This is a genomic window from Alcaligenes sp. GCM10023179 (assembly GCF_042653705.1).
GTDB classification, from domain to species: domain Bacteria; phylum Pseudomonadota; class Gammaproteobacteria; order Burkholderiales; family Burkholderiaceae_B; genus Alcaligenes; species Alcaligenes phenolicus.
The window spans coordinates 1-23,351 of record NZ_JBHSIQ010000001.1 but is presented as its reverse complement, the minus strand read 5'-3'; the positions used below and the strand labels follow the sequence as shown (position 1 = coordinate 23,351).

General features: G+C 55.3%; 28 protein-coding genes. 2 read left to right on the top strand and 26 right to left on the bottom strand.

The window, feature by feature from the left end; all coding sequences use genetic code 11:
- Positions 1–34 precede the first annotated feature (34 nt).
- Complete coding sequence (gene yihA, locus ACFPDR_RS00140) at positions 35–658, top strand: ribosome biogenesis GTP-binding protein YihA/YsxC (protein WP_009459957.1); 624 nt, start codon at positions 35–37, stop codon at positions 656–658.
- On the top strand, positions 655–1,674 hold the full coding sequence (gene hemB / locus ACFPDR_RS00135; protein WP_035269608.1) for a porphobilinogen synthase: 1,020 nt from the start codon (positions 655–657) through the stop codon (positions 1,672–1,674). Before yihA ends, hemB begins: the two co-directional genes overlap by 4 nt.
- A gap of 118 nt (positions 1,675–1,792) precedes the next feature.
- On the opposite strand, the gene dsbD is transcribed toward hemB, so the two are convergent.
- The 26 genes from dsbD to ACFPDR_RS00005 form a co-directional block, all read right to left on the bottom strand.
- Complete coding sequence (gene dsbD, locus ACFPDR_RS00130) at positions 1,793–3,718, bottom strand: protein-disulfide reductase DsbD (RefSeq protein WP_376910137.1); 1,926 nt, start codon at positions 3,716–3,718, stop codon at positions 1,793–1,795.
- A 37-nt stretch (positions 3,719–3,755) separates the two neighbouring features.
- Positions 3,756–4,142, bottom strand: a complete 387-nt coding sequence (gene cutA, locus ACFPDR_RS00125; protein WP_009459966.1) for a divalent-cation tolerance protein CutA — start codon at positions 4,140–4,142, stop codon at positions 3,756–3,758.
- Between the two features lie 46 nt (positions 4,143–4,188).
- Positions 4,189–5,163: an AraC family transcriptional regulator gene (locus tag ACFPDR_RS00120; protein ID WP_268379351.1), complete on the bottom strand. Its 975-nt coding sequence runs from the start codon at positions 5,161–5,163 to the stop codon at positions 4,189–4,191.
- Between the two features lie 123 nt (positions 5,164–5,286).
- Complete coding sequence (locus tag ACFPDR_RS00115; RefSeq protein ID WP_009459970.1) at positions 5,287–5,832, bottom strand: flavin reductase family protein; 546 nt, start codon at positions 5,830–5,832, stop codon at positions 5,287–5,289.
- Between the two features lie 123 nt (positions 5,833–5,955).
- Positions 5,956–7,041, bottom strand: a complete 1,086-nt coding sequence (locus tag ACFPDR_RS00110; protein ID WP_088451714.1) for an LLM class flavin-dependent oxidoreductase — start codon at positions 7,039–7,041, stop codon at positions 5,956–5,958.
- Between the two features lie 497 nt (positions 7,042–7,538).
- The gene (gene rplQ / locus ACFPDR_RS00105; protein WP_003805334.1) at positions 7,539–7,925 is read right to left on the bottom strand and encodes a 50S ribosomal protein L17; all 387 of its coding nucleotides are present in this window, start codon (positions 7,923–7,925) and stop codon (positions 7,539–7,541) included.
- 202 nt (positions 7,926–8,127) lie between these two features.
- The gene (locus tag ACFPDR_RS00100; protein ID WP_376910132.1) at positions 8,128–9,111 is read right to left on the bottom strand and encodes a DNA-directed RNA polymerase subunit alpha; all 984 of its coding nucleotides are present in this window, start codon (positions 9,109–9,111) and stop codon (positions 8,128–8,130) included.
- A 153-nt stretch (positions 9,112–9,264) separates the two neighbouring features.
- Positions 9,265–9,888, bottom strand: a complete 624-nt coding sequence (rpsD, locus tag ACFPDR_RS00095) for a 30S ribosomal protein S4 (protein WP_009459976.1) — start codon at positions 9,886–9,888, stop codon at positions 9,265–9,267.
- A gap of 11 nt (positions 9,889–9,899) precedes the next feature.
- Positions 9,900–10,298 (bottom strand): 30S ribosomal protein S11, encoded by a 399-nt coding sequence (rpsK, locus tag ACFPDR_RS00090; protein WP_003805343.1) that lies wholly within the window; start codon positions 10,296–10,298, stop codon positions 9,900–9,902.
- Positions 10,299–10,312: 14 nt separating this feature from the next.
- The gene (gene rpsM / locus ACFPDR_RS00085; protein WP_003805346.1) at positions 10,313–10,678 is read right to left on the bottom strand and encodes a 30S ribosomal protein S13; all 366 of its coding nucleotides are present in this window, start codon (positions 10,676–10,678) and stop codon (positions 10,313–10,315) included.
- A gap of 36 nt (positions 10,679–10,714) precedes the next feature.
- On the bottom strand, positions 10,715–10,828 hold the full coding sequence (gene rpmJ / locus ACFPDR_RS00080; RefSeq protein WP_003805360.1) for a 50S ribosomal protein L36: 114 nt from the start codon (positions 10,826–10,828) through the stop codon (positions 10,715–10,717).
- 32 nt (positions 10,829–10,860) lie between these two features.
- The gene (infA, locus tag ACFPDR_RS00075) at positions 10,861–11,079 is read right to left on the bottom strand and encodes a translation initiation factor IF-1 (RefSeq protein ID WP_003805361.1); all 219 of its coding nucleotides are present in this window, start codon (positions 11,077–11,079) and stop codon (positions 10,861–10,863) included.
- A 9-nt stretch (positions 11,080–11,088) separates the two neighbouring features.
- A complete protein-coding gene (gene secY, locus ACFPDR_RS00070; RefSeq protein WP_003805363.1) occupies positions 11,089–12,414 on the bottom strand; it encodes a preprotein translocase subunit SecY in 1,326 nt (441 codons plus the stop codon).
- 12 nt (positions 12,415–12,426) lie between these two features.
- Positions 12,427–12,867, bottom strand: coding sequence for a 50S ribosomal protein L15 (rplO, locus tag ACFPDR_RS00065; RefSeq protein ID WP_022983333.1), 441 nt, complete (start codon positions 12,865–12,867; stop codon positions 12,427–12,429).
- Positions 12,868–12,878: 11 nt separating this feature from the next.
- The gene (gene rpmD, locus ACFPDR_RS00060) at positions 12,879–13,064 is read right to left on the bottom strand and encodes a 50S ribosomal protein L30 (RefSeq protein ID WP_003805366.1); all 186 of its coding nucleotides are present in this window, start codon (positions 13,062–13,064) and stop codon (positions 12,879–12,881) included.
- 3 nt (positions 13,065–13,067) lie between these two features.
- Entirely contained in the window at positions 13,068–13,589 is a 522-nt protein-coding gene (gene rpsE / locus ACFPDR_RS00055; RefSeq protein ID WP_003805367.1) for a 30S ribosomal protein S5, read from the bottom strand.
- A 12-nt stretch (positions 13,590–13,601) separates the two neighbouring features.
- Positions 13,602–13,955, bottom strand: coding sequence for a 50S ribosomal protein L18 (rplR, locus tag ACFPDR_RS00050; protein WP_009459977.1), 354 nt, complete (start codon positions 13,953–13,955; stop codon positions 13,602–13,604).
- A 21-nt stretch (positions 13,956–13,976) separates the two neighbouring features.
- Positions 13,977–14,510, bottom strand: coding sequence for a 50S ribosomal protein L6 (gene rplF, locus ACFPDR_RS00045; RefSeq protein ID WP_009459978.1), 534 nt, complete (start codon positions 14,508–14,510; stop codon positions 13,977–13,979).
- Between the two features lie 12 nt (positions 14,511–14,522).
- Positions 14,523–14,918 carry a 30S ribosomal protein S8 gene (gene rpsH, locus ACFPDR_RS00040; RefSeq protein WP_009459979.1) on the bottom strand — a complete coding sequence of 132 codons (396 nt, stop codon included), beginning with the start codon at positions 14,916–14,918 and terminating at the stop codon, positions 14,523–14,525.
- Between the two features lie 11 nt (positions 14,919–14,929).
- Positions 14,930–15,235, bottom strand: coding sequence for a 30S ribosomal protein S14 (gene rpsN, locus ACFPDR_RS00035; protein ID WP_003805371.1), 306 nt, complete (start codon positions 15,233–15,235; stop codon positions 14,930–14,932).
- Between the two features lie 10 nt (positions 15,236–15,245).
- Complete coding sequence (rplE, locus tag ACFPDR_RS00030) at positions 15,246–15,785, bottom strand: 50S ribosomal protein L5 (RefSeq protein ID WP_009459981.1); 540 nt, start codon at positions 15,783–15,785, stop codon at positions 15,246–15,248.
- A gap of 12 nt (positions 15,786–15,797) precedes the next feature.
- On the bottom strand, positions 15,798–16,118 hold the full coding sequence (gene rplX / locus ACFPDR_RS00025; protein ID WP_003805373.1) for a 50S ribosomal protein L24: 321 nt from the start codon (positions 16,116–16,118) through the stop codon (positions 15,798–15,800).
- Between the two features lie 13 nt (positions 16,119–16,131).
- Positions 16,132–16,500, bottom strand: coding sequence for a 50S ribosomal protein L14 (rplN, locus tag ACFPDR_RS00020; protein ID WP_003805375.1), 369 nt, complete (start codon positions 16,498–16,500; stop codon positions 16,132–16,134).
- Between the two features lie 278 nt (positions 16,501–16,778).
- Positions 16,779–18,719 carry a LapD/MoxY N-terminal periplasmic domain-containing protein gene (locus ACFPDR_RS00015; protein WP_257112714.1) on the bottom strand — a complete coding sequence of 647 codons (1,941 nt, stop codon included), beginning with the start codon at positions 18,717–18,719 and terminating at the stop codon, positions 16,779–16,781.
- A 101-nt stretch (positions 18,720–18,820) separates the two neighbouring features.
- Entirely contained in the window at positions 18,821–19,453 is a 633-nt protein-coding gene (locus ACFPDR_RS00010) for a transglutaminase-like cysteine peptidase (RefSeq protein WP_035269590.1), read from the bottom strand.
- A 426-nt stretch (positions 19,454–19,879) separates the two neighbouring features.
- Positions 19,880–23,351 (bottom strand): Ig-like domain-containing protein (locus ACFPDR_RS00005; RefSeq protein ID WP_376910119.1); only part of this gene is annotated, 3,472 nt, incomplete at its 5' end.

Here is a 23,351-nt window from a genome sequence, read left to right as displayed (position 1 = left end):
AGGCGCTGAACCAATATGGAATTACGCTGCAACCATGTCGATACTGCACCGCGCTCACTTCACGATTTCAGCTGCTCAGATCGATCAGCTGCCCCCTCCCGGACCGCCAGAGGTCTGTTTTGTGGGGCGCTCCAATGCGGGCAAATCCTCCGCCATCAATGTGTTGGCCAACCAACGGAAACTGGCTTTTTCCAGTAAAACGCCGGGACGAACACGCCTGATCAATATGTTCGGTATCCCCGACCCGCTCTCGCCGGGCGACTTTCTGGGCCACCTGGTGGACTTGCCCGGCTACGGCTACGCCGCCGTGGCGCGCCACGAAAAGCAGGACTGGGCCGAAATTCTGGGCGAGTACCTGGTCTCCCGCCCCTCGATTGCCGGCATTGTGTTGCTAATCGACATCCGACGCGGCGTGACCGACCTGGATATGCGCCTGGCCGATTGGATTGCGCCTACCGGCAAGCCCGTCCTGGCGCTTTTGACCAAGGCCGACAAACTGCCGTATGGTCAACGCATCAAGGCGGTGGCCGAAGTGCGCCGCCAACTCCGGGAAATTGGCGCCCTGCATGCGCTGCCCTTCTCCTCCACTGATCGTATCGGCTTGCCCGAAGCGACCGAATGCATCGAAAACTGGATTTCTCCGAAGGTTGTTCCATGACTCGTTTTATTCCTCCTGCCGACTTTCCAAATACTCGCCTGCGCCGTAACCGCCGCGACGAGTTTTCCCGCCGTCTGGTGCGCGAAAACCGCCTGTCCACCGACGACCTGATCTACCCGGTCTTTGTGCGTGAAGGCGAGAAAGTTCAGGAGCAAGTCGGCTCCATGCCCGGCGTCATGCGCTATTCGCCTGATGAACTGATGCGCGTGGCCGAACAGTGTCTGGAGCTGGGCATCCCCGTGTTGTCCCTGTTCCCGTCCATCGACCCGTCCCTGAAAACGCCGGATGGCAGCGAAGCCGCCAACCCGAACGGCCTGATTCCGCGCGTGGTGGGCATGCTCAAGCAGCAATTCCCCGAGCTGGGCGTGCTGACTGACGTGGCTCTGGACCCCTACACCAGCCACGGCCAGGACGGCATTCTGGACGAAGCCGGTCACATCCTGAACGAAGAGACGGTCGCCATGCTGATCCGTCAGGCCCAGACGCAGGCCCAGGCTGGCGTGGACATTGTGGCCCCCAGCGACATGATGGACGGCCGCATCGGCTCCATTCGCGCTGCTCTGGACAAGGACCAGTTCATCCACACCCGCATCATGGCTTACTCGGCCAAGTACGCCAGCGCCTTCTACGGCCCCTTCCGCGACGCGGTGGGCTCGGCTGCCAATCTGGGCCGTTCCAACAAGAACACCTACCAGATGGACCCCGCCAACCGTAACGAAGCCCTGCGCGAAGTGGCCGCCGATATCCGCGAAGGTGCCGATATGGTCATGGTCAAACCTGGCCTGCCTTACCTGGACATCCTGCGCGACGTAAAAGACGCCTTTGGCATGCCAACCTACGCCTACCAAGTCAGCGGCGAGTACGCGATGATCAAGGCTGCCGCCCAGAACGGCTGGCTGGATCACGACAAGGTCATGATGGAGTCTCTGCTGGCATTCAAGCGTGCTGGTGGCGACGGCATTCTGACCTATTTCGCCATCGAAGCCGCCAAGCTGATGCGCGAACAGAACTGCTGATTCACATCAATCAGAACGCAAAAAACGCAGCCTGTGAGCTGCGTTTTTTGTTGTGTGTACGCGACGATCTATCGTCTGTTAAGCCCTGATAAGGCCGATTCGGGGCAAATCAGGAACTTCAGGCACCGGCCAGAACCTCATCCAGCACCTTGGAAAAGCGACTGGCATCCTGAAAACCGATCACGCGCAATTGTTCCAGCTGTTTCCCCTTGGAATCGAAAAACATGATGCCGGGAGGACCAAACAGGCGGAAATGTTTCAGCAACTCCCTGTCCTCGGGAGTGTTGGCTGACACATCCACCTGCAGCAAATCAAACTGTGCCATACGCTGTGCAACCGCAGGATCACTGAACGTGAAATTCTCCATTTCAATGCAGGACACGCACCAGTCTGCGTAGAAATCCAGCATCACGGGGCGGGTAGCCTTGGCCAGGCGTTCTTCCAGCTCCTGCAAACTGCTCACACGCTGAAACTCCACTTTGCTTTGAGCGGCTGCCACCGTACCGGACGATTTCAGCCCTTCCAGTGGACGAATCACGCTAGGACGACCCAGGGCAATACTGATCATCATCATGATGGCCCAGACCGCCAACATCATGCCTACGCCCTGGCGCAAACCCGACCAAGGTGTGCGCGCTGCCGTACCGCGCCCAAATGCACCCAACAAGGCCGCGGCCCACAAAGCCAAAACGACCCAGCCAAAGACCGCGATCGTGCCAGACATCAAGGGCGATACCATCCACCAGGCCGTAGCCAACAGCAAGACACCAAATGCGGTTTTGACACTTTCCATCCAGGCACCGGCCTTGGGCAACACACTGCCAGAACCCGCGCCCACAATCAGCAGCAACACGCCCGACCCCCAGGCCAAGGCGAACAGAGCCGAGCCGCCCAGGACCACATCACCCGTCTGCGAGATAAACAGCAGCACACCCGCCAAAGGCGCTGCTACGCAAGGGCCGACGATCAGCGCAGACAGCATGCCCATCAGGAACACGCCACCCATCTGCCCGCCCGGCAAACGGTTCATGGTTTCATTCAGGCGATTTTGCAGCGCTGCCGGGGCCTGAACCGTAAACACATCCAGCATGGACAAGGCCAGCACCACCAGGATCAGGGCGAACAAGCCCAAAACCCACGGATTCTGCAACCAGCTTGCCAAGCCTGCGCCCAGCAAACCTGCGGCCACACCCAGCAAGGTGTAGACCAGAGACAAGCCCAGCACAAAGGCAAAAGCCATTTTCAAACCATGCCAGCGCGATGGCGCAGACTGATTACGGCCCGCAATGATGGACAGCAGAATCGGCACCATCGGCAAGACGCAGGGTGTAAAGGACAGCAGCAAGCCGAACACAAAGCTCAGCAGCACAATCTGCCCCCAACCTGCTTGCTTGAGATAATCCGCCAAGCCCACATCACTCAGGCTCAAGGCCGACGCGACACCACCTGTGCTGGCAGATGTAGCCGTAGACGTCGTGGCTGCGGTGTCTGTTTTCTGACCCGAGCCTTCACCCGGCGCAGGCACCGACACCACACCAAAGGGGCCTGCCACTTCCCAACCCTGTCCGGTGGGGATCAGGGTCAAGGTTTGCGTAGAGGGGGAATAGCACAGGCCAGCATCGGCACAACCCTGGCTGACCACATCAATTTTCAGATCCTGGCCCGTACCGCTATCGGCCAGAACAGGCACTCGCAGGGTGACCGAGTTGCGGTAGACCTCCATGACTTCGTCAAAGGTAGGGTCGTACACCTTTTCGCCATCGGGAAGCTGGGGAGCACCCAAATGCTCGGCCTTCTCGGTCGAGATCCCGAAGCGCTTGCGATACATATAGTATTCAGGCGCAATCTGGAAATGGATATCCAGCTGATCGGGCTGGCTCATGGCCGCGGTCAGTACAAACGCCTGTTCCGGGTCCAGAAACTCTTCTTCTGCCTGCGCCGTCAATGGCGTTGCCAGCCAGGCCAGCATCAGGACAAAGAAAACAGCAAACCACGCGCCAAGACGCTGGGCAGAAAACGGAGAACGCTTCAAAGACAAAGGCACAAATCTATTCCGGTTTTTTAGGCTGGGCTATCTGAGATCACGCTGGACGCGTCTGGGTGCGGACCCAATCCAGATAAGCGGTGAAACCACCAACAACCGGAAGCACAATCAATTCAGGCAGTTCGTAAGGATGCTGCTCTCGCAAGCGATCTGCCAGTTCCGGTAGCCGGGCCACTGTGGTTTTGAAAGTCAGCGTGATTTCCTCATCACCCTGTAACTCCCCTTGCCACATGTACATAGACAAACTGGCGGGCGCAAGGTTCGCACAAGCGGCAATTCCATCTTCAACCAGGTGATGAGCCAGGTACTTGGCCAGCATCATATCGGGCACCGTCGTCTGCACCAGCACCAATTGCTGTGCATCCAGATCGGGCAAGGTCAAGGCCAGTTTGGGTTTGGAACTGGAGGAATTCTCAGAGGACATGCAGGGCTCCTAATCAAGCCCTTAGTGTAGCGCCGGATGCCGGCGCTTAGATGCTGGACCGAGGTCGAGTCAGGCCGCTTAATGTTTCAGAGGGGCGCTCGCCATAGCGATAGCGATAGTCAGCAGAGAACTGTCCCAGGTGGGTAAAGCCACAGGCCAGGGCCACCTCGGTGACTGACATGCCACCTTCCTGTAAATATCGGCGGGCCGCTTCCAGACGCATCTGCTTTAGACGCGCCATCGGTGCGACACCCAAATGTTCCCGGAACCCCGCATACAGACTGCGCACACTAACACCTGCCGCTTGGGCTATATCGCCAATCGTGATGGGCTGGCCGGTCTGACTTTCCATGAAATCCAGGGCACGTCGCAAAACATGCGGCAAGGCTGCCGCGGTCTTATGGGCGGGCTGATTGTGCTGGTGCAGCTCGAACAAGGCATAAATCAGGGTCTGCTCGAATTGGCGTACCTGACGGGGCTGATCAAACAAAGTGCCGTCCGACACTTCGGCAAACTGCCAATCCAGCAAGCGGCGCAAACTGGCTCCGCCAGGCGCATCCAAAGGAATGGAAGGCTGAAACTCCAAGGGGCCGCGTACAGGCTGCGCAAAATACTCCTGATAGTGGCGCTCCAGCCCTTGGCGTCCAATACGCACAAACAGCTTATCGGCCTCCAGACTATGTTCCATGCTGAAGTCTTGGGTCGGGCTGATGATGGAAGCCAGGCGAGAGGTAGACGCGAAACGTCCGTGCGCCGTATGAATCTGCTCTTGTCCCGACAGAGGAATTTGCAAGAGATAGAAGTCGTCCAGTGGCTGGGGCTGAATCTGCACCTGCGCGCCATAGCGCAAACGACCATAGGCCACATCCTGGCCTTGGCGTAGATACAAGCGTGCATTCAGACGCTGACGCGTATCCGCCAGGGTCAAACTATGCGGGCAGAAAACCTGGGAGATATAGTGCTGAACGCAGTCCACATCCTGCGAATGCAGCTGGGCATAGCGATTCAGTATGGTGGTCATGAGCGTCGCAACAAGCGATAAAGAAAGCTGTGCCTCAGTGTGGCACAGCCTCTCGCACTGCAACATCGAGACTATCCCTAGGCCCGGCTAAGGTGCCAAGACAGAGACAGCGATCCCGACGATTTACTGGCCCTGAAAACGGCCAAAACGTCCCTGCCAATACAGCAAAGGCGAATCCTGTGCCTGCTCGGCATGGTGCACCTGCAAGACACGGCCCAATACCAAAGCATGGCTATGACGTTCAATTACTTCCACGATCTGGCAGGCCAAAGCGGCAGGAGCTTGTCGTGCCAACCAGATACCGTGCTCGGTACGCAGCCAATCATGTCCGGCATAACGCGCATCGCCTTGCTCGCCTTTGAAACCGGCAAACTGCAAAGCCATGCCTGCCTGCTCGACACCCAGAATATTCACACCGAACAGGCCACTGTCACGCATTAAAGGCCAGGACGAGGAGCTTTGATTCACACAGACCAGTACCTCTGCCGGATCTGCGGCTACCGAGGTGACCGACGTTGCCGTCAGGCCGCTACGCTGGCCCTGGTGTTCGACCGTAATCACATTGGCCGTGCCACCCAGATGGCGCATAGCAAGTTTGAACTGCTCGGCAGAAACTCCAGGCGCGTGCAGCGCTTGGTCTGTCGGCAAGGAAGCCAATTCCACAGGCATGATTCACCCTTTTTTAATCTTATGGGCAGCACAGTCATCAGGACGGAGCTGCCTGCGTGGCGTACGTGAACTGGCTATCCCCCAGAGCAAACCCAAGCCTGCCCGATAGCCAGAAAATCGCTCTTAGCGAATGCCACGCTGCTGCAACAAAGGCAGCACAGTATCACGGAAATAAGGGAATTCCTTTACATAGTCCACAAAGGACAAGGTTGTTCCCCGGAAACCGGCTTCGTGCAACGCACACAAACCGTCAGCCACTTGCTCGGGCGTACCCACCAGCGGGAAGCCACCATGGCCCGCGGCCATACGCTCGCGAATCTGCTCCAGCAGCTCGTGCGGGAAGGAATGGGCGTGGGCAAACTGCAAATTCATCAGGTTATCCACGGCACCATTGTCGATATTGGCCATGATGCGTTCCCACTCGGCCTTGGCCTCGGCTTGCGTCGGACGGCAAACCACGTGCGAGAAGGTCATCACATCAACCTTGCGCCCTTGCGCTTGGCCTTGTGCCTTGAGTTCAGCCACCTCCTTTCTGGAGCGCTCCAACTCCATGGCAGGCGTGAACAGGAAGTTCGCGTTGCGGCTGGCGAACTCACGGCCCTGACCGGAACCAGCCGCGTTAAAGATAGGTGGATCAAATTCAGGGCGGGGGTTGCCGTAGACGCCTTTGGCCTGAAAGTACTTGCCATCCCAATCGAAGCGACCGTCGTGGTGCCAGATCTTCTTGATCAAATCGAACCACTCTTGTGCATAGCCATAGCGGGTTTCGTGATCATCAGGCAACTTCACACCCAAAGCGTCGTACTCGGGCTTGTTCCAGCCAGCCACAATATTCAGACCGACACGGTTGCTGCTCATCTGAGCCATAGTGGCGATCTGCTTGGCGATCACAACGGGGTGGTTCGCAACGGTGTGCACAGTGGCAAACACGCTGATATTGCGAGTATTGGCCAGCAAGGCCGTCGCCCAGGTGACAGTTTCCAGTACATAGCCGTGGAAATCGGTTTCGCCACCGTAACCAATCCAACGGGCGATAGGCAGCATGAAGTCGATGCCAGCATCGTCCAGCAGCTTGCCCAACTTCAGATTGTTTTCCCACGTAGCCTGCCAGCGATCGGGCAAGGTCGATACCGTCATGCCACCACCGCAGTTGGTAGCAAAGGTTCCCAGCAGAAACTTATCGTGTGTGAGCAATGTATTCTGTGCCATCGCCAGTCTCCTGAAAATCGTTGTTCTTTACAGCTCACCACCATGGCGAAGCTGACATAGCGCAGATTTTAGGGATTGGCTTTACGGCCCACTATCGGATCACTGCCGGTTTTATCAATTGCCTGCAATTATTTGAACTTTAAAGCTCTACAGGCCACCAAACCTAGCAAAAACCCTTATATAACAGCGGCTTGTCGTGTTTTCAGAACTTTTTCAATAGTCAAAGCACCCTGCTTTACACCTTCACACTGTACTGAAACGGAGTCCACGTTCTGGCTCAAGCCCACGCTTGAACTTATATGAGGGGTAGGCTTGGCATTAAACCTGGGGAAAAAGCAAAACGAAGGTGAGAATCAAGGCCAGCAGCAACAGCAGCAACAAGGTTAAGACCTTCCCAAAAACGCCCAACCCGTGATGAACAAGAGACCATACGCCGCCAATAAAAAAACGGACTCCTGAGAGTCCGTTTTCAATACTACTGTAGAAACAAGCGGCGCTTATTCAGCAGCGGCTTCTTCCTGAACTTCTGGACGATCCACCAGCTCCATGAATGCCATAGGAGCGTTGTCACCCTGACGGAAACCCATTTTCAGGATGCGGGTGTAGCCGCCGTTACGCTCTTGGTAACGTGGGCCGAAAACTTCAAACAGCTTGGTCACTGCATCGCGGTCGCGCAGACGGGCGAAAGCCAGACGACGGTTTGCCAAGGTTGGGTTTTTAGCCAAAGTGATCAGAGGCTCAACCACGCGGCGCAGCTCTTTAGCTTTAGGCAGGGTGGTTTTGATGGCTTCGTGAGTCAGCAGGGACACGGACATGTTGCGGAACATGGCCAAACGGTGGCTGCTGGTACGATTCAGTTTACGTAGACCGTGACGGTGACGCATGATGATTTTCCTAAATAATGAATCTAATTGGCACGCCGCTTATGCGACATGCGTAAATCCGGTTCTTCTATCAGCTAAGCTGCGGACCAGATGGACAGCGCAAAACAATAGCACATTTTCAGCCGCCACCTACACTTTTTGCAGGTGTACAACACCAGAAAAAGTGTAAGCGGCGTCTAAGTACGTCTGTCTTGCTTACTACTTATGGACGCTCAAGACCCAGTGGTGGCCAGTTTTCGAGCTTCATGCCCAAAGTCAGGCCACGTGCAGCCAACACTTCCTTGATTTCGTTCAAGGACTTGCGACCCAGGTTTGGAGTCTTCAACAGTTCGTTTTCGGTACGCTGGATCAGATCGCCGATGTAGTAGATATTTTCGGCTTTCAGGCAGTTTACGGAACGAACCGTCAGTTCCAGATCGTCGACAGGACGCAGCAACACAGGATCGATCTGTGGAGCGCCACGCACTGGAGCTTCGTAGGCATCGCCCACACCTTCCAGAGCAGCAAACACAGAGATTTGATCCATCAGGATGCGAGCGGACTGGCGCACGGCTTCCTCGGGCGAGATCACGCCGTTGGTTTCAATGTCCAGAACCAGCTTGTCCAGGTCAGTACGCTGTTCCACACGGGCGTTTTCGACCGCGTAGCTAACACGACGCACTGGGCTGTAGGAGGCGTCCAGCACGATACGACCGATCGTGTGGGTGCGATCATCAGCCAGGGCGCGCACGTTACCAGGAACGTAGCCACGGCCTTGCTCAACCTTGATTTGCATTTCCAGCTTGCCGTCGTCGGTCAAGGTGGCAATCACATGATTGGGGTTGATGATTTCAACGTCGTGCGGCAATTCGATGTCGCTGGCCAGAACTTGGCCGGCGCCTTCCTTGCGCAGGATCAGGGTAACTTCTTCACGGCTGTGCAGCTTGAAGACCACGCCCTTCAGGTTCATCAAGATATCAACCACGTCCTCGCCCACGCCTGGCAGCGTGGAGTACTCGTGCACCACACCGGTAATCTGCACTTCAGTGGGTGCATAGCCGGTCATGGAGGACAGCAAGATACGACGCAGTGCGTTGCCCAGAGTGTGGCCGTAGCCGCGCTCGAAAGGCTCCATGATCACCTTGGCGTGATTTTTGCTGATCGGTTCAACTTCGATGGAACGGGGTTTCAAAAAACCTTGAGACATTCGATTTCCTTTTCAATACCCTCGGCTCGTTACACCGATAAGGCTGACGGAAACTGGCAAAGCCAGCGGGATAGTATCGCAAAGCCCACTTGCCGAAAATCGGGAAGTGGGCCTGCGATTACTGCATTGCGTAAGAGGTCTTCGCGTACAAAATTAACGCGAGTACAACTCAACAACCAGCGATTCGTTGATGTCTTGAGCGACATCAGCGCGATCAGGAGCTTGCTTGAACACGCCGGACAGCTTGGCGGTGTCAACTTCTACCCACTGAGGCAAGCCAATGCCCGTAGCCAGATCCAGGGATTCCTTGATACGGCCTTGGGATTTAGCTTTTTCGCGCACGGAAACAACGTCACCAGCCTTGATCAGCATGGAAGCGATGTCAGCGGTGTGACCGTTGACTTCGATTGCACGGTGGTTCACCAGCTGACGTGCTTCTGCACGTGTAGAGCCAAAGCCCATGCGGTAAACCACGTTGTCCAGACGCGATTCCAGCAATTGAATCAGCGTTTCACCGGTGTTGCCACGACGGCGGTCAGCTTCAACGTAGTACTTGCGGAACTGCTTTTCCAGCACGCCGTACATACGCTTGAGCTTTTGCTTTTCGCGCAGCTGCAGACCGAAGTCAGACGTACGAGCACCGGAGGTGCGGCCGTGCTGACCAGGACGCGATTCCAGTTTGCACTTGGAATCCAGCGAGCGACGGGCGCTCTTCAAAAACAGATCGGTACCCTCGCGACGCGAGAGCTTGCATTTTGGTCCAATATAACGAGCCACTTCGCTTCCCCTTAGATGCGACGACGCTTGGGCGGACGGCAGCCGTTATGCGGAACCGGTGTGATGTCTGCAATGCTGGTGATCTTGATACCCAGAGCATTCAGAGCACGCACAGACGATTCACGGCCTGGACCGGGGCCCTTGATGCGAACTTCAAGATTTTTAATACCGTATTCCATGGCAGTACGGCCGGCTGTTTCAGCGGCAACCTGCGCGGCAAACGGCGTGGATTTACGAGAGCCTTTAAAGCCCGCGCCACCCGACGTAGCCCAGGACAATGCGTTGCCCTGACGGTCAGTAATGGTGATGATCGTGTTGTTAAAAGAAGCGTGGACGTGAGCAATCCCGTCCGACACGCTTTTTTTGACTTTCTTGCGTGCGCGTGAAGCGCTGCTAGAAGCTTTGGCCATCTTCTATTCCTCGATTATTTCTTCAGGGACGCGGCGGCGCGACGCGGACCTTTACGGGTGCGAGCGTTAGTGCGTGTACGTTGGCCGCGCACTGGCAGACCGCGACGATGACGCATGCCACGGTAAGTTCCCAAGTCAGCCAAACGCTTGATCGAGAGCTGAACTTCACGACGCAGGTCACCTTCTACGGTGAACAGGCCGATCTGTTCGCGAATGCGCTCGAGTTCCGCGTCGGTCAGATCTTTGACCTTCTTGGAGTATTCAATACCCGATGCTTCGCAAATCTTGCGAGCGCGGGTGCGACCGATGCCGAAAATCGCGGTAAGACCGATTTCGGCGTGTTGATGCGGCGGGATGTTAATGCCGGCAATACGGGCCATGGTTATTCCTTGTTAAATCGGTTGCGTTTCGGCAACTTAGCCTTGACGCTGCTTATGACGTGGATCGGTGCAGATGACACGCACCACGCCATGACGTTTAATGATTTTGCAGTTGCGGCAGATCCGCTTTACTGATGCCATTACCTTCATGGTTTGACTCCTAGTTTCCTGTAACCGGCCGCTTATTTGGAGCGGAACACAATTCGTGCTCGGGATAGATCATAGGGCGTGAGCTCCACAGTGACCTTATCGCCCGGCAGAATCCGGATATAGTGCATACGCATTTTGCCTGAAATGTATCCGAGCACTACGTGACCATTTTCCAGCTTGACGCGAAAAGTTGCGTTGGGAAGGTTCTCAAGAACCTGTCCCTGCATTTGAATGACGTCGTCCTTTGCCATTTTCGTGAATTACCGCATCGGCAAGCTCGAGCCTTTGAAGTTAGCCTTCTTGAGCAGCGAGTCGTATTGTTGTGACATGACATAGGCCTGGGCCTGCGCCATGAAGTCCATGGTTACTACAACAATAATCAGCAAGGATGTGCCGCCAAAATAGAACGGTACATTCCAGCGCATTTGCAAGAACTCTGGTACCAAACACACCAAGGTAATGTAGATCGCACCGGCCAAAGTCAGACGCATCAAAATCTTGTCGATATAACGCGCTGTCTGATCACCGGGACGAATCCCTGGTACGAAGGCTCCACTCTTTTTCAGGTTGTCTGCAGTTTCGCGGCTGTTGAACACCAGGGCCGTGTAGAAAAAGCAGAACAAAATGATCAGCGCGGAGAACAAAGTAATGTAAAGCGGCTGACGCGGCGACAAAGCAGCCTCGATTTCACGCAACCAACCCAGACCGGGTGTGCTGGAGAACCAATTAGCAATTGTCGCTGGCAACAGAATGATGGACGAAGCGAAGATCGGAGGGATCACGCCAGCCATGTTCAGTTTCAGCGGCAAATGCGAGCTTTGACCACCATAGATACGGTTACCTACTTGCCGTTTGGCGTAGTTGACCGTGATACGACGCTGACCACGCTCGACAAAGACGACGAAGTACGTGACGGCGGCTACTAAAACGAGGATAAACAGTGCCGATAGAATCGACATGGAATCCGTACGCACCAGATCAAGCATACCGCCCAAAGCATTAGGCAGACCCGCTACGATACCGGCGAAGATCAGGATGGAAATACCATTACCCAATCCACGTTCAGTGATTTGTTCACCCAGCCACATGACGAACATGGTGCCAGTGACCAGTGTTACCACTGTCGTGAAGCGAAACAGCATCCCTGGGTCGATAACCAGACCGGGCTGCGATTCTAGAGCGATGGAAATCCCAACTCCCTGGAACAAAGCCAAAAAGACCGTTCCGTAACGGGTGTATTGCGTGATCTTGCGACGACCCGACTCACCCTCTTTCTTGATTGCTTCCAGCGTGGGCACCACAGCGGTCATCAATTGCATGATGATGGACGCAGAGATGTAGGGCATGATTCCCAGTGCGAACACTGAGAATCGCTCTAAAGCACCACCGGAGAACATATTAAACAAACCCAGAATACCACTCTGGTTTTGAGTAAACAGTTCGGACAAGGCATCAGGATTGATGCCTGGTACCGGAATGTGCGTACCCAAGCGGTAGACAATCAGGGCGAGCAACAGGAAAACGAGACGACGTTTCAAATCGCCGTAGCGCGGACCCGACTTACTCTGTGCCTGAGCTTTTGCCACCGTGACCCCTTTTTATTCCAGCGAGCCGCCGGCTGCTTCGATCGCGGCGCGAGCGCCGGCCGTTGCATTAATGCCTTTCAGCGCAACTTTACGGGAAAGTTCACCGGACTTGATGACTTTAGCGTAACGCACCATTTGGCCAACCACGCCAGCCTGCTTCAGTGCCTGGACGTCGATAACTTCGGCATCCATTTTTTGCAGTTCGGACAGACGTACTTCTGCGTACAGGTGGTCGTCCAGGGTGGTGAAACCACGCTTGGGCAAACGACGTTGCAAAGGCATTTGACCGCCTTCGAAACCGACTTTATGAAAACCACCCGAGCGGGATTTCTGGCCTTTATGACCACGTCCGCCGGTTTTGCCCAAGCCGGAACCGACACCGCGACCAACACGACGTGCTGCGTGTTTGGCGCCAGCGGCGGGCTTGAGATTGTTCAATTGCAATTCAGACATCCCGATTCCTTTCAGGCTTCCGAGACCGTAACCAGATAATCCACCTTGCGGATCATCCCACGAACCTCAGGAGTATCAACCAATACACGGCTGGTGTTGACTCGGCGCAGACCCAGGCCGCGAACGGTGTCGCGATGGCTTTGCTTTGTGCCGATGACCGAACGCACCAACGTAACTTTGATTTGTTTCTGTGCCATGACTTACCCCAGAATTTCTTCAACTGTCTTGCCGCGCTTGGCAGCAATGTCAGCAGGTGTCGAGCAAGCACGCAAACCGTTCAATGTAGCGCGAACCATGTTGTATGGGTTGCTGGAACCCAGGCTCTTGGCTACGACGTTGCGCACGCCCATCACTTCGAAGATAGCGCGCATTGGGCCACCGGCGATAACGCCAGTACCTTCAGCTGCGGGAGAGATCAGAACGGTGGCTGCACCGTGCTTACCAACTACGGTGTGATGCAAGGTGCCGTTCTTCAGAGGCACTTTGATCAGACCACGACGGGCCTGTTCCATTGCCTTCTGAACAGCAACGGGTACTTCGCGGGCCTTGCCCTTACCCATGCCGATGCGACCATCGCCATCACCGACCACGGCCAGCGAAGCAAAGCTCATGGTGCGACCACCTTTAACGACTTTGCTGACGCGGTTGACCGCAATCATCTTTTCTTTCAGGCCGTCATCGCGCTCTTGCTCTGGAGCCTGTCTGCCTTGTGCTTTAGCCATTTGATAATTCCTTTAGAATTTCAAGCCGGCTTCACGCGCGGCCTCGGCCAGCGCTTTCACGCGGCCATGGTAACGGAAGCCCGAGCGGTCAAAAGCAACCGTCTCGATGCCCGCAGCCTTCGCCTTTTCGGCGACGCGCTTGCCAACCAGGCTGGCTGCCGCTACGTTGCTGCCAACGGCCAATTCTTTGCGAACTTCGGTCTCGACAGTGGAAGCACTGACCAGAACGCGGTCGCCTTCGGGCGAGATGATGCTCGCGTAAATATGCGTATTCGTGCGATGCACCGACAGGCGGTGTACGCGCAGCTCGGCGATCTTGCGGCGAGTAGCCACTGCACGACGCATACGGGATTGTTTCTTGTCCATGATTCGTCCTTGCCTGCGGGCTTATTTCTTCTTGGTTTCCTTGAGGATGACGCGTTCGCCGACGTAACGTACACCTTTGCCTTTGTAAGGCTCTGGTGGACGATAGCCACGAATTTCTGCGGCAACCTGACCAACCACCTGCTTGTTCGAGCCCTTGATCACGACTTCCGTCGGAGTTGGGCACTCGGCTTTGATGCCTTCAGGCAGGTCGTGCACGATGTCGTGCGAGAAACCCAGTTGCAACTTCAAGGCATTACCCTGGACGGAGGCACGGAAGCCCACGCCAACCAGACTCAGCTTGCGTTCGAAACCGGCGCTCACGCCAACAACCATGTTGTTGACCAGTTGGCGCACGGTGCCGGACATTGCGTTTGCGTGACGAGTTTCGTTCGCAGGCACAAAAGACAGCTGACCGTCTTGAAGTTCAATAGTGACGTCGCCAGTCAGAGTTTGAACCAAAGTGCCCAGAGGGCCTTTGACCGTGATCTGATCAGCGGCAATGGTCGTTTCTACGCCTTTAGGCAGGGAAACGGGATACTTAGCGATACGTGACATATGATGTTCTCCTTATGCCACGTAGCACAGCACTTCGCCACCGACGCCAGCTGCACGTGCTTTGCGATCGGTCATCACGCCGCGAGACGTGGACACGATAGCAACACCCAAGCCGTTCATGACTTGAGGGATGTGTGTGCTGCCTTTGTAGATGCGCAGTCCAGGACGCGAAACGCGGTCGATGCGCTCGATGACTGGCTGGCCGGCATAGTATTTCAGGGTGACTTCCAGTTCTGGCTTGGCTTTTTCGCCAACGATACGGAAATCTTCGATGTAGCCTTCGTCTTTCAGCACAGCAGCAATAGCTGCTTTCAGCTTCGAGGAGGGCATGCTGACCGATGTCTTGTTGACCATTTGCGCGTTACGCACGCGGGTCAACATATCGGCGATTGGATCGCTCATGCTCATGTGTATTTCTCCTACCAGCTGGCCTTGGTCATACCGGGGATCTCGCCGCGCATTGCCATTTCGCGCACTTTATGGCGAGTCAAACCGAATTTCTTGAAAACACCACGAGGGCGACCGGTGATAACGCAGCGGTTGCGTTGACGGGTCGGGTTCGCGTTGCGTGGCAATTGTTGCAACTGCAAACGAGCTTCGTAGCGCTCTTCGTCAGACTTGGACTGGTCGTCAATGATCGCTTTCAGTGCTGCACGCTTGGCGGCGAATTTCTCAGCCAGCTTGGCGCGCTTGATGTCGCGATTGATGAGGGAAAGTTTAGCCACGTTGCGCCCCTTAGTTGCGGAACGGGAAGCTGAACGCGCTAAGCAGCGCCTTGGCCTCTTCGTCCGTCTTGGCAGAAGTAGTGATGCTGATGTTCAGACCACGCACTGCGTCGATTTTGTCGTACTCGATTTCGGGGAAAATGATTTGCTCTTTAACCCCCATGTTGTAGTTGCCACGGCCGTCAAACGCACGACCCGACACACCACGGAAGTCACGAACGCGTGGCAGAGCCACAGCGACCAGACGATCCAGGAATTCGTACATGCGTTGACCGCGCAGGGTCACCATACAACCGATCGGGTAATCTTCGCGAATCTTAAAACCGGCAATAGCTTTGCGGGTTTTCGTGATAACGGGCTTCTGACCAGCAATTTTGGTCATGTCCGATACCGCGTTCTCGATAATCTTCTTGTCAGCAACCGCTTCCGAGACACCCATGTTGAGAGTGATCTTGGTGATGCGGGGTACTTCCATAATGCTCTTGTACTCGAACTGCTTTTGCAGATCGGCAACCACTTTTTCGCGGTAGAACTCTTGTAAACGTGCCATGTTATCCGCCCCTTAAGCCTTGGCGCCAACGGCTTTGCCGCTGGAACGATAAACACGCGTCTTCTGACCGTCGATCACCTGGATACCAACGCGGTCGCCCTTGCCGGTTTCCGGGTTGAACAGTGCAACGTTCGAGATGTGGATAGGCATGGTCTTGTCGACGATACCACCCTGCGTGCCAGCCATAGGATTGGCTTTAACGTGTTTTTTGACTACGTTGATGCCTTCCACGATGACGTGGTCTGCATCGACGCGTTGCAGTACTGTGCCACGGCGTTTTTTATCACGGCCGGTCAGCACAATAACTTCGTCGCCTTTACGAATTTTTTGCATTTTTTCGCGCTCCTTACAGCACTTCGGGAGCCAAGGACACGATCTTCATGAACTTCTCGGTACGCAGTTCACGCGTAACGGGTCCGAAGATACGGGTGCCGATGGGTTCCAGCTTGGCATTGAGCAATACGGCGGCATTGCCACCGAAACGAATCAGCGAACCGTCTTTACGGCGCACGCCCTTAGCGGTACGAACCACTACAGCGTTGTAGATTTCGCCTTTTTTGACGCGTCCGCGCGGGGCCGCTTCTTTAACGGTAACTTTGATGATGTCACCAATTGCGGCATAACGGCGCTTCGAGCCGCCCAGCACCTTGATGCACATTACGGAACGCGCACCTGTGTTGTCGGCCACGTCCAGCGTGGTCTGCATTTGAATCATGATTTTTCCTGTTCCAACTTAATTGCAACGATCCAGTCAAAATGACTGGGTCACACAACCAGTTTTGGTCCCGTCAGATTCGGATCCAGCCAGTTCGATACCGTAAACCCGATCTCGATCTGGTCCGGCAAGCCGAACCCTAGGTTGAAATCTTGCGAGAGACAAAACGTTGTATTACCAACTTCAATCCGGATAGGCGACTAAGCCTCTCCGGTCAAAATAAAGAGGTAAGCCACATATACTAGCAAATAAGCCCCAGAAAAACAAGGATTTATTTGCTAAGGCCTTGGCACGACGGCGTTTTCACGCAACAACTCGTCCAGCTGGGCACTATTGCTGCCTCGGGTTACCCGGCGCAAACCTATCCCCAATTCCTGCAGGCTCTGCAGGAACGCTGTCAGCAAATGTCGGCCACCCACCTCGGCCTGCAGCGTCTGGGCGCGCTCATCGTCCAGGACAATATATTTGAGTGCCATCATGTGCAACCACAGAATCGATTCGGGCTGCTCCAGAACACGACGCAGACCAAATTGCACACCCAAGGGCCGCAATTTATCCACGAAAGCGACCGTTTCCACATCGTGCTCACTCAGGCAATAAGCATCCAGTTCGATAATCAGACGCCGGGCCTTGTCACCGGCCTTGGCCAGAACCTCTGCCACCTGATCTGCAAATCCAGGCTTGATCACCGATGCCCAGGAGACACGGACACTCAAACTGCCCTCGTTATCGGCTAACCAGTCGCTTGCCAGCTCCATCGTACGCAAGTCACACTGCCACGACAGACCCAGACGCACCGCCACCGGAATGAACAAATAGGCAGGCAAACTGGCCTGTCCCGGTTGCTCGGGCAACAAATTCAGGGTTGCATCGTGAATCTGGCCCGCTTGCCCCCAGACTTCAACGCCCGGCTTCACACTCAATTCAATCCGGCCTTGCTCCAGACCACGCTCAATACGTGAATGCCATTCCTGCTCACCAATGGAAGAGCTCGCCTCGGAGTGAATCCCTTCAGACGGACGGTATTCCACTTCCTGATGCCCTGCCCCTTCGGCGCGCATCAAGGCATTGTCCAAACGCGTCATCACGGCGCTGAGCGAGTCCTGACCTTCATAGTTCGTCATCGCCATGGACCAGCGGCACAAACTGCCATCGGGTAGAGGCTGGCGCAATTCCTGCAAGGCAGTACGCAGTTCCTGGGCAAAGCCCATCACTTGAGGACCCGTCTGGCCCTTGAGCAGCACAATAAAATCAGAACCATTCAAGCGCGCCAGATTGCCCGCGTCCATGCCATTTTTCTGCAATAGCTCCGTACAACGCTGAGTCACCAGCTTCAGCCAGGCATCCACCGCGTCACGAGACAGGGAGGTATTCAATGGCAGCAAGTCCCGCTGACGGAATAACAGCACATGGCCGCCCTCTTCCTGTTGCAGCACCTGACGGAACATATTCACGAAGTACTTGCGATTGGCCAGGCCCGTGACCGGATCGCAGTTCAACTCCAGCTGTAACTGCTCGATTCGGGCATTTTGCTCCTGGCTGCTAACACGAATACGTTTTTGCACCGTGCTTAAGGTATGTGTGACGGCTTCCAGCTCGGGGATCGTGCGCACTTTCTTGCGGCTGGGTACAGACTCGCTTTGATCCATCTGTTGCAGCTCGAACTGGACGTGTTCGCGCAAAGCCCGGCGCAACCAGGCCATGACCATCAATACAAACACACCCCAGGCAACCCCGGCGCCCAGCACCAACAAAGTGACGCGCACAAAACTTTTCCACAAACTGGCGCGGGCGTACTCGTCAGCAGGTTTTACTTCGATCGTACCAATCTGATTCCAGCCATTACTGACATGGGCCGAGGCCACGGGTACATCAATCGGCAAAGAGTTGGCGAACCACGCGGGCGAAGATCCGCTGATCTGTGTTTCTTGCTGAGCACTACGCTCCACCAGGACCGTATCGGAGGTGTCAATAAAGCGGATACGCTCAAACTGCCCGGTATCGTACAAGGCGGCAATCAAAAGCTCCTGCGTCACCGGGTCCTGGTTGCTGGGCTGGGACAAGGTCAAGGCCAGCGAAGTCGCAGCCGACTCACCCTGAGCCTGCAACTGACTGCTCAAATACTGCCTTGCCGAATCGACGCTGAACCACAGCGTGCCAATCAAGATAGCAAGAATCGCGCACGAGACACTTAGCAGGAGCTGTTTAAGTAAAGACATAGCGCTTCCGTATATTCCATAAATTCTGGTCTAGCCCACCCGACAAGGGTGTCCTGAAGTCTGTTTCCATTTGGTGCTCTAGCCCAAGGACCGGCACATCATCAAGGAACAAAACCTTCCTTACGCATTTTTTCCAGCAAACCACGCCACCGGCTGATACTGTCCACCGAACCTTTCTGGGCATTACCCACATACACCCCTTGCGAATTGAAGCTGAACACAGGGGTCAAATCAGGACGCTGGCTGGCGGGGCGAATCGAGCCACTTAAATTATCCAGCAGCAAAGGCTCGGCCTGGGGCGTGGGATAGTAGCCCAGAACCATGTGCGCAATGCTTTGCCCACCTACTTGAGCCCGCACGTAAATCAATCGCAGTTTTTCATTGGGCACACCCAGGTGCAACAAGGAAAAATACTTGCCGATGACAAAGTCCTCACAGTCACCCGCCGCTTTGCCCAAAGTCTCGATGGGCGTGGCCCAATAGTCCAGCTGGCCCCAAATATGAATGTCCTCGCCAGCCATCACATTCATATTCCAAAAATCATTGACGGCATCCAGCTGACGACGCTCACTTAAACCACGGGCGGACTCCAGATTGGCCATCCACCGATCCACGGCAGTCCCGGCACGGGCGCCAAAGCGGGAAACGGCGGTCTGGCGAATCTTGCTGACCTCGAACTGCAAGGCAGGCGCCGACAAGGGCAGCCACACCACAACCAGCAGTGCGACCAGCACAAACAGCGCAATCCTAGATCGAAGAAAAAGGCGTAGCCAGGCAAGAGACAAGAGCACGTCAATCCCAAATAAGCAAACCCTTATAACGGCGTTATAGCTTGCCTATTTAGTGAACGCTTGGCAATCGACAAAGCGTCTGAACCCTCTATATATAGAGCAGGCTGTTAAACGGTCTCGAATCACCCCAGCAAAAAGAAACAGCTGGTCTACAAAACCGCAGAGCCAACGCCTACCAGCTCAGCCTGGCCAGCCGTTCTGCTGCATGCACCCTCTTTCCTGCAGCCACATCAAGGATCATAGTCACAAATGCCAAACACCCACTATTGGCGCTGACGACAAGCTGCAGACATAAAAAAACCCCACAAACCCAAAAAGGCTTGTGGGGCTTGGGCACTACCCGCAGATAGTGCCTATCCGGTGAACAGCTTAGAAATCAGAAGACTTCAAAGTACCGTCTTTCAGCGAGTTGGCGATCTGGGCTGCCTTCTCTGCGTCAAAGTCGATGTTGTCCAGAATGATCTTCTGATCGATCTGGCCATTACCTTGAGAGCTGATACCGATTTCCATCTTGCCGTTATCCGAGCTGCCTACCGTCAGGTACTGGCTCAGATTACCGTCGTTGACGTCGTGGCCCGACAGCAAATCAGTGATATCCAAGGTGTCGGTACCCGAATCACCAAAGTCCATCACGTAATCCACAGCCGGTTTGCTGCTGGTACCTTCATCACCCTTGTTCCATACGAAGGTGTCATCACCCTCGCCGCCGAACATGATGTCGTCGCCAGCACCGCCGATCAGGATATCGTTGCCACCTTGGCCGTACAGGATGTCGTTACCAGCACCACCATCAAGGATGTCGTTACCACCGCGCTTGTCACCGTCAACATTGAAGTCAGCGTGGTTTTCCTTGATGTACTCGTACAGATCATTACCTGTTGCTGGAGTACCGCCGTTCTTCATTTGCAAGAACACTTCCAGCGCCTTCAAGCCCGAGCCGTCAGGCAGGTTGTCTGGACGACCACCCACTTCATGCCATGGCAACACATCGCCATCGGTATTGATCGTGTCACCAAAGATGATGTCGTTGCCGTCACCACCGATGATGTGGTCATTACCAACGGGGGCTGGATCGTTCGTTACCGAACCACCCTTCAAGGCTGCATCCAGGTCTTCCTTGGTGTTGACGATATCGACCTTGTTAACCTCAGTCCAATCTTGAGGATTGCCGGAGGACAACAGCGTTACGTCATCAATGTAGACCTTGAAGTTACTGCTGCTGGAACGATCGTCCACCAGGAACTCGAAGCGGTATTGGCCTTCGCCCACGGGCTTGGTCGTGATGGTGCCGGAGCTACCTGGACGACCACCTTCCTGCACAACTTCCCAGTTACCTGTCTTCTCGTTGTACTTCTGCAGTTGCCACTTGAAGACGTCGGCACTGTTACGGCCGCTTTCAGCATAGTGGAAGCTCAACTTGCCATAGCTGCCCGCAGCAACGGTCATACCTGGGCCACGAACGGTAGTCGCGGTATCGCCATTGCGGCTGTAGGTATCCGTAATTTCCAATCGGTTATCCGGATACCAAGTGCTACCCTGGTTCTTGACTCCAACTGTGCCGTTACCGCCGACCTTGTTCCAACCGTCATGACGGCCGTTTTCAAAGTCAGTCACGTCCTTGGTGCCACGAACAACGTCAACAACCTCAGTACCCGTGTTGTCGTATTTGCGCAGGACATCCACGCTGACGTCGTTACCAATACCCACGGCGTAAACCTTGCTACCCGAAGAGGTAACCAGGCTGTCGTAGGCTGCCTTACCACGCGAATCAGCCGTAGCGTCGTAACCGCTACCAGCACCTTGGCCAGTACCGTACTGGGTTGGGTTACCGTCAGTCAGGAAGTAAGTAACGTTTTCATAAGCGTTGCCGTACTTGTCGACTGCAGGTGCATCGCCAGTCTTGAACCATGCTTCAGCGGCCTTGAAGGCTGCTTCGTAGTTGGTACCACCCACGCTGGAGTTCCAGCTGGAGTTGTAGCCGTTCAAGGTATCAATCGAATTGAGCAGATTGATCAAATCGGCATGAGTCAGGTCCTTGAAGACCATAGGCGTATCAGCCTTGGTACCAAAGCCAATAATGCTCAAGTTCACCGTGCCGCCTTCATGGTTGGCCAAGCTTTCAGCCAAGGTCGTCAGCGCAGCCTTGAGCAACTGCATACGGTTCATATTGTCCGTACCAGAGGCTTCCTTCATGCTGTTGGAACGGTCAACCAGGATGGCAATGTTGTAGCTCTGGCCGTGAACAATGTTTTCTTGCACACCGCCGCGGTCACCAATAATGACGTCGTCGCCCACGCCACCATTCGGATTGCCACCACCGTTACCATCAACAATCAGTTGATCCACATCCAGCGTGTATGGGCCGGAGTCGTTGGCAGACGCACTGTTGCCAGCCGAGTCTGTCGTCGTCACTTTGGCGTCAACCGTGTCGTTCTTCAACAGATCCTGTACAGGTACTGGGATCTTGAAGGTCAGATCATTGCCAACAGTACCGGTGTATTCCTTGCCACCGATAGTCAGAGTCACGGTATCGCCGGGCTGTACATCCTTGCCAACCGTACCGGTCACATCAATCGTACCCTTGCCGTCACCAGCCTCATTGTGATCCAGCACGCCGTCACCGGCGATCGGATCCAACGTGATCTCGGCTTCAGGCAATGTGGTCTGCACACCGTAGTCGCGGTCAGCTTCAGCACTAGCGCTGTTACCGGCGTCGTCCTTGGTCTCGACCTTGGCGTGGACGTTGTCATCCAGAGCCAGCTCGGAGCCAGGAACATTCACGTTCCAGGTCTTGCCATCGGTATTAACCGTGGTGGTGTAATCCTTACCGTTCACGGTCACAGTGACCTTGTCACCAGCCTTGACGTCCTGACCAACCGTACCAGTGATGGTGATGGTGGACTCGGACTCCGCCTTGTTGATCACGTCGTCACCGGCAATGGTGTCGATCGTGATCGAAGCTTCGGGCAGATCGGTATCGACACCGTAGCCACGGTCAGCTTCAGCGCTCGCAGGGTTACCCGCAGCATCTTCGGTCTCGACCTTGGCGTGAACATTGCTGTCCTGGGCCAGTTCGGTACCAGGAACGTCTACGTTCCAGGTCTTGCCATCAGCGTTAACGGTGGTCGTGTAGTCCTTACCGTTCACGGTCACAGTGACAGTGTCACCGGCCTTCACATCCTTGCCAACCGTACCAGTGATGGTCACGTCAGACTCGGACTCAGCCTTGTTGATCACGTCATCACCGGCAATGGTGTCGATGGTGATCGAAGCTTCGGGCAGATCGGTATCGACACCGTAGCCACGGTCGGCTTCAGCCGAAGCAGGGTTACCCGCAGCATCTTCGGTCTCGACCTTGGCATGTACGTTCGAATCCTGGGCCAGCTCAGAGCCAGGAACGTCCACGTTCCAGGTCTTGCCATCAGCGTTCACGGTGGTCGTGTAGTCCTTGCCGTTCACGGTCACAGTGACAGTGTCGCCAGCCTTGACGTCTTTACCCACGGTACCGGTAACAGTGACATCCCCTTCCGATTCGGCCTTGTTGATCACGTCGTCACCGGCAATGGTGTCGATCGTGATCGAAGCTTCGGGCAGATCGGTATCGACACCGTAGCCGCGGTCGGCTTCAGCCGAAGCGGGGTTACCTGCAGCGTCTTCGGTCTCAACCTTGGCGTGAACATTGCTGTCCTGGGCCAGTTCGGTACCAGGAACATCCACGTTCCAGGTCTTGCCGTCAGCGTTCACGGTGGTCGTGTAGTCCTTACCGTTCACGGTCACAGTCACGGTGTCACCGGCCTTGACGTCTTTACCCACAGTACCGGTAACAGTGACATCCCCTTCC

Coding starts and splice junctions, on each gene's coding strand:
- yihA (WP_009459957.1), top strand. CDS start 35: ATGTCGATACTGCACCGCGCTCACTTCACGATTTCAGCTGCTCAGATC.
- hemB (WP_035269608.1), top strand. CDS start 655: ATGACTCGTTTTATTCCTCCTGCCGACTTTCCAAATACTCGCCTGCGC.
- cutA (WP_009459966.1), bottom strand. CDS start 4,142: ATGTCCTCTGAGAATTCCTCCAGTTCCAAACCCAAACTGGCCTTGACC.
- ACFPDR_RS00120 (WP_268379351.1), bottom strand. CDS start 5,163: ATGACCACCATACTGAATCGCTATGCCCAGCTGCATTCGCAGGATGTG.
- ACFPDR_RS00115 (WP_009459970.1), bottom strand. CDS start 5,832: ATGCCTGTGGAATTGGCTTCCTTGCCGACAGACCAAGCGCTGCACGCG.
- ACFPDR_RS00110 (WP_088451714.1), bottom strand. CDS start 7,041: ATGGCACAGAATACATTGCTCACACACGATAAGTTTCTGCTGGGAACC.
- rplQ (WP_003805334.1), bottom strand. CDS start 7,925: ATGCGTCACCGTCACGGTCTACGTAAACTGAATCGTACCAGCAGCCAC.
- ACFPDR_RS00100 (WP_376910132.1), bottom strand. CDS start 9,111: ATGTCTCAAGGTTTTTTGAAACCCCGTTCCATCGAAGTTGAACCGATC.
- rpsK (WP_003805343.1), bottom strand. CDS start 10,298: ATGGCCAAAGCTTCTAGCAGCGCTTCACGCGCACGCAAGAAAGTCAAA.
- rpsM (WP_003805346.1), bottom strand. CDS start 10,678: ATGGCCCGTATTGCCGGCATTAACATCCCGCCGCATCAACACGCCGAA.
- rpmJ (WP_003805360.1), bottom strand. CDS start 10,828: ATGAAGGTAATGGCATCAGTAAAGCGGATCTGCCGCAACTGCAAAATC.
- infA (WP_003805361.1), bottom strand. CDS start 11,079: ATGGCAAAGGACGACGTCATTCAAATGCAGGGACAGGTTCTTGAGAAC.
- rplO (WP_022983333.1), bottom strand. CDS start 12,867: ATGTCTGAATTGCAATTGAACAATCTCAAGCCCGCCGCTGGCGCCAAA.
- rpmD (WP_003805366.1), bottom strand. CDS start 13,064: ATGGCACAGAAACAAATCAAAGTTACGTTGGTGCGTTCGGTCATCGGC.
- rpsE (WP_003805367.1), bottom strand. CDS start 13,589: ATGGCTAAAGCACAAGGCAGACAGGCTCCAGAGCAAGAGCGCGATGAC.
- rplR (WP_009459977.1), bottom strand. CDS start 13,955: ATGGACAAGAAACAATCCCGTATGCGTCGTGCAGTGGCTACTCGCCGC.
- rplF (WP_009459978.1), bottom strand. CDS start 14,510: ATGTCACGTATCGCTAAGTATCCCGTTTCCCTGCCTAAAGGCGTAGAA.
- rpsH (WP_009459979.1), bottom strand. CDS start 14,918: ATGAGCATGAGCGATCCAATCGCCGATATGTTGACCCGCGTGCGTAAC.
- rplE (WP_009459981.1), bottom strand. CDS start 15,785: ATGGCACGTTTACAAGAGTTCTACCGCGAAAAAGTGGTTGCCGATCTG.
- rplX (WP_003805373.1), bottom strand. CDS start 16,118: ATGCAAAAAATTCGTAAAGGCGACGAAGTTATTGTGCTGACCGGCCGT.
- rplN (WP_003805375.1), bottom strand. CDS start 16,500: ATGATTCAAATGCAGACCACGCTGGACGTGGCCGACAACACAGGTGCG.
- ACFPDR_RS00015 (WP_257112714.1), bottom strand. CDS start 18,719: ATGTCTTTACTTAAACAGCTCCTGCTAAGTGTCTCGTGCGCGATTCTT.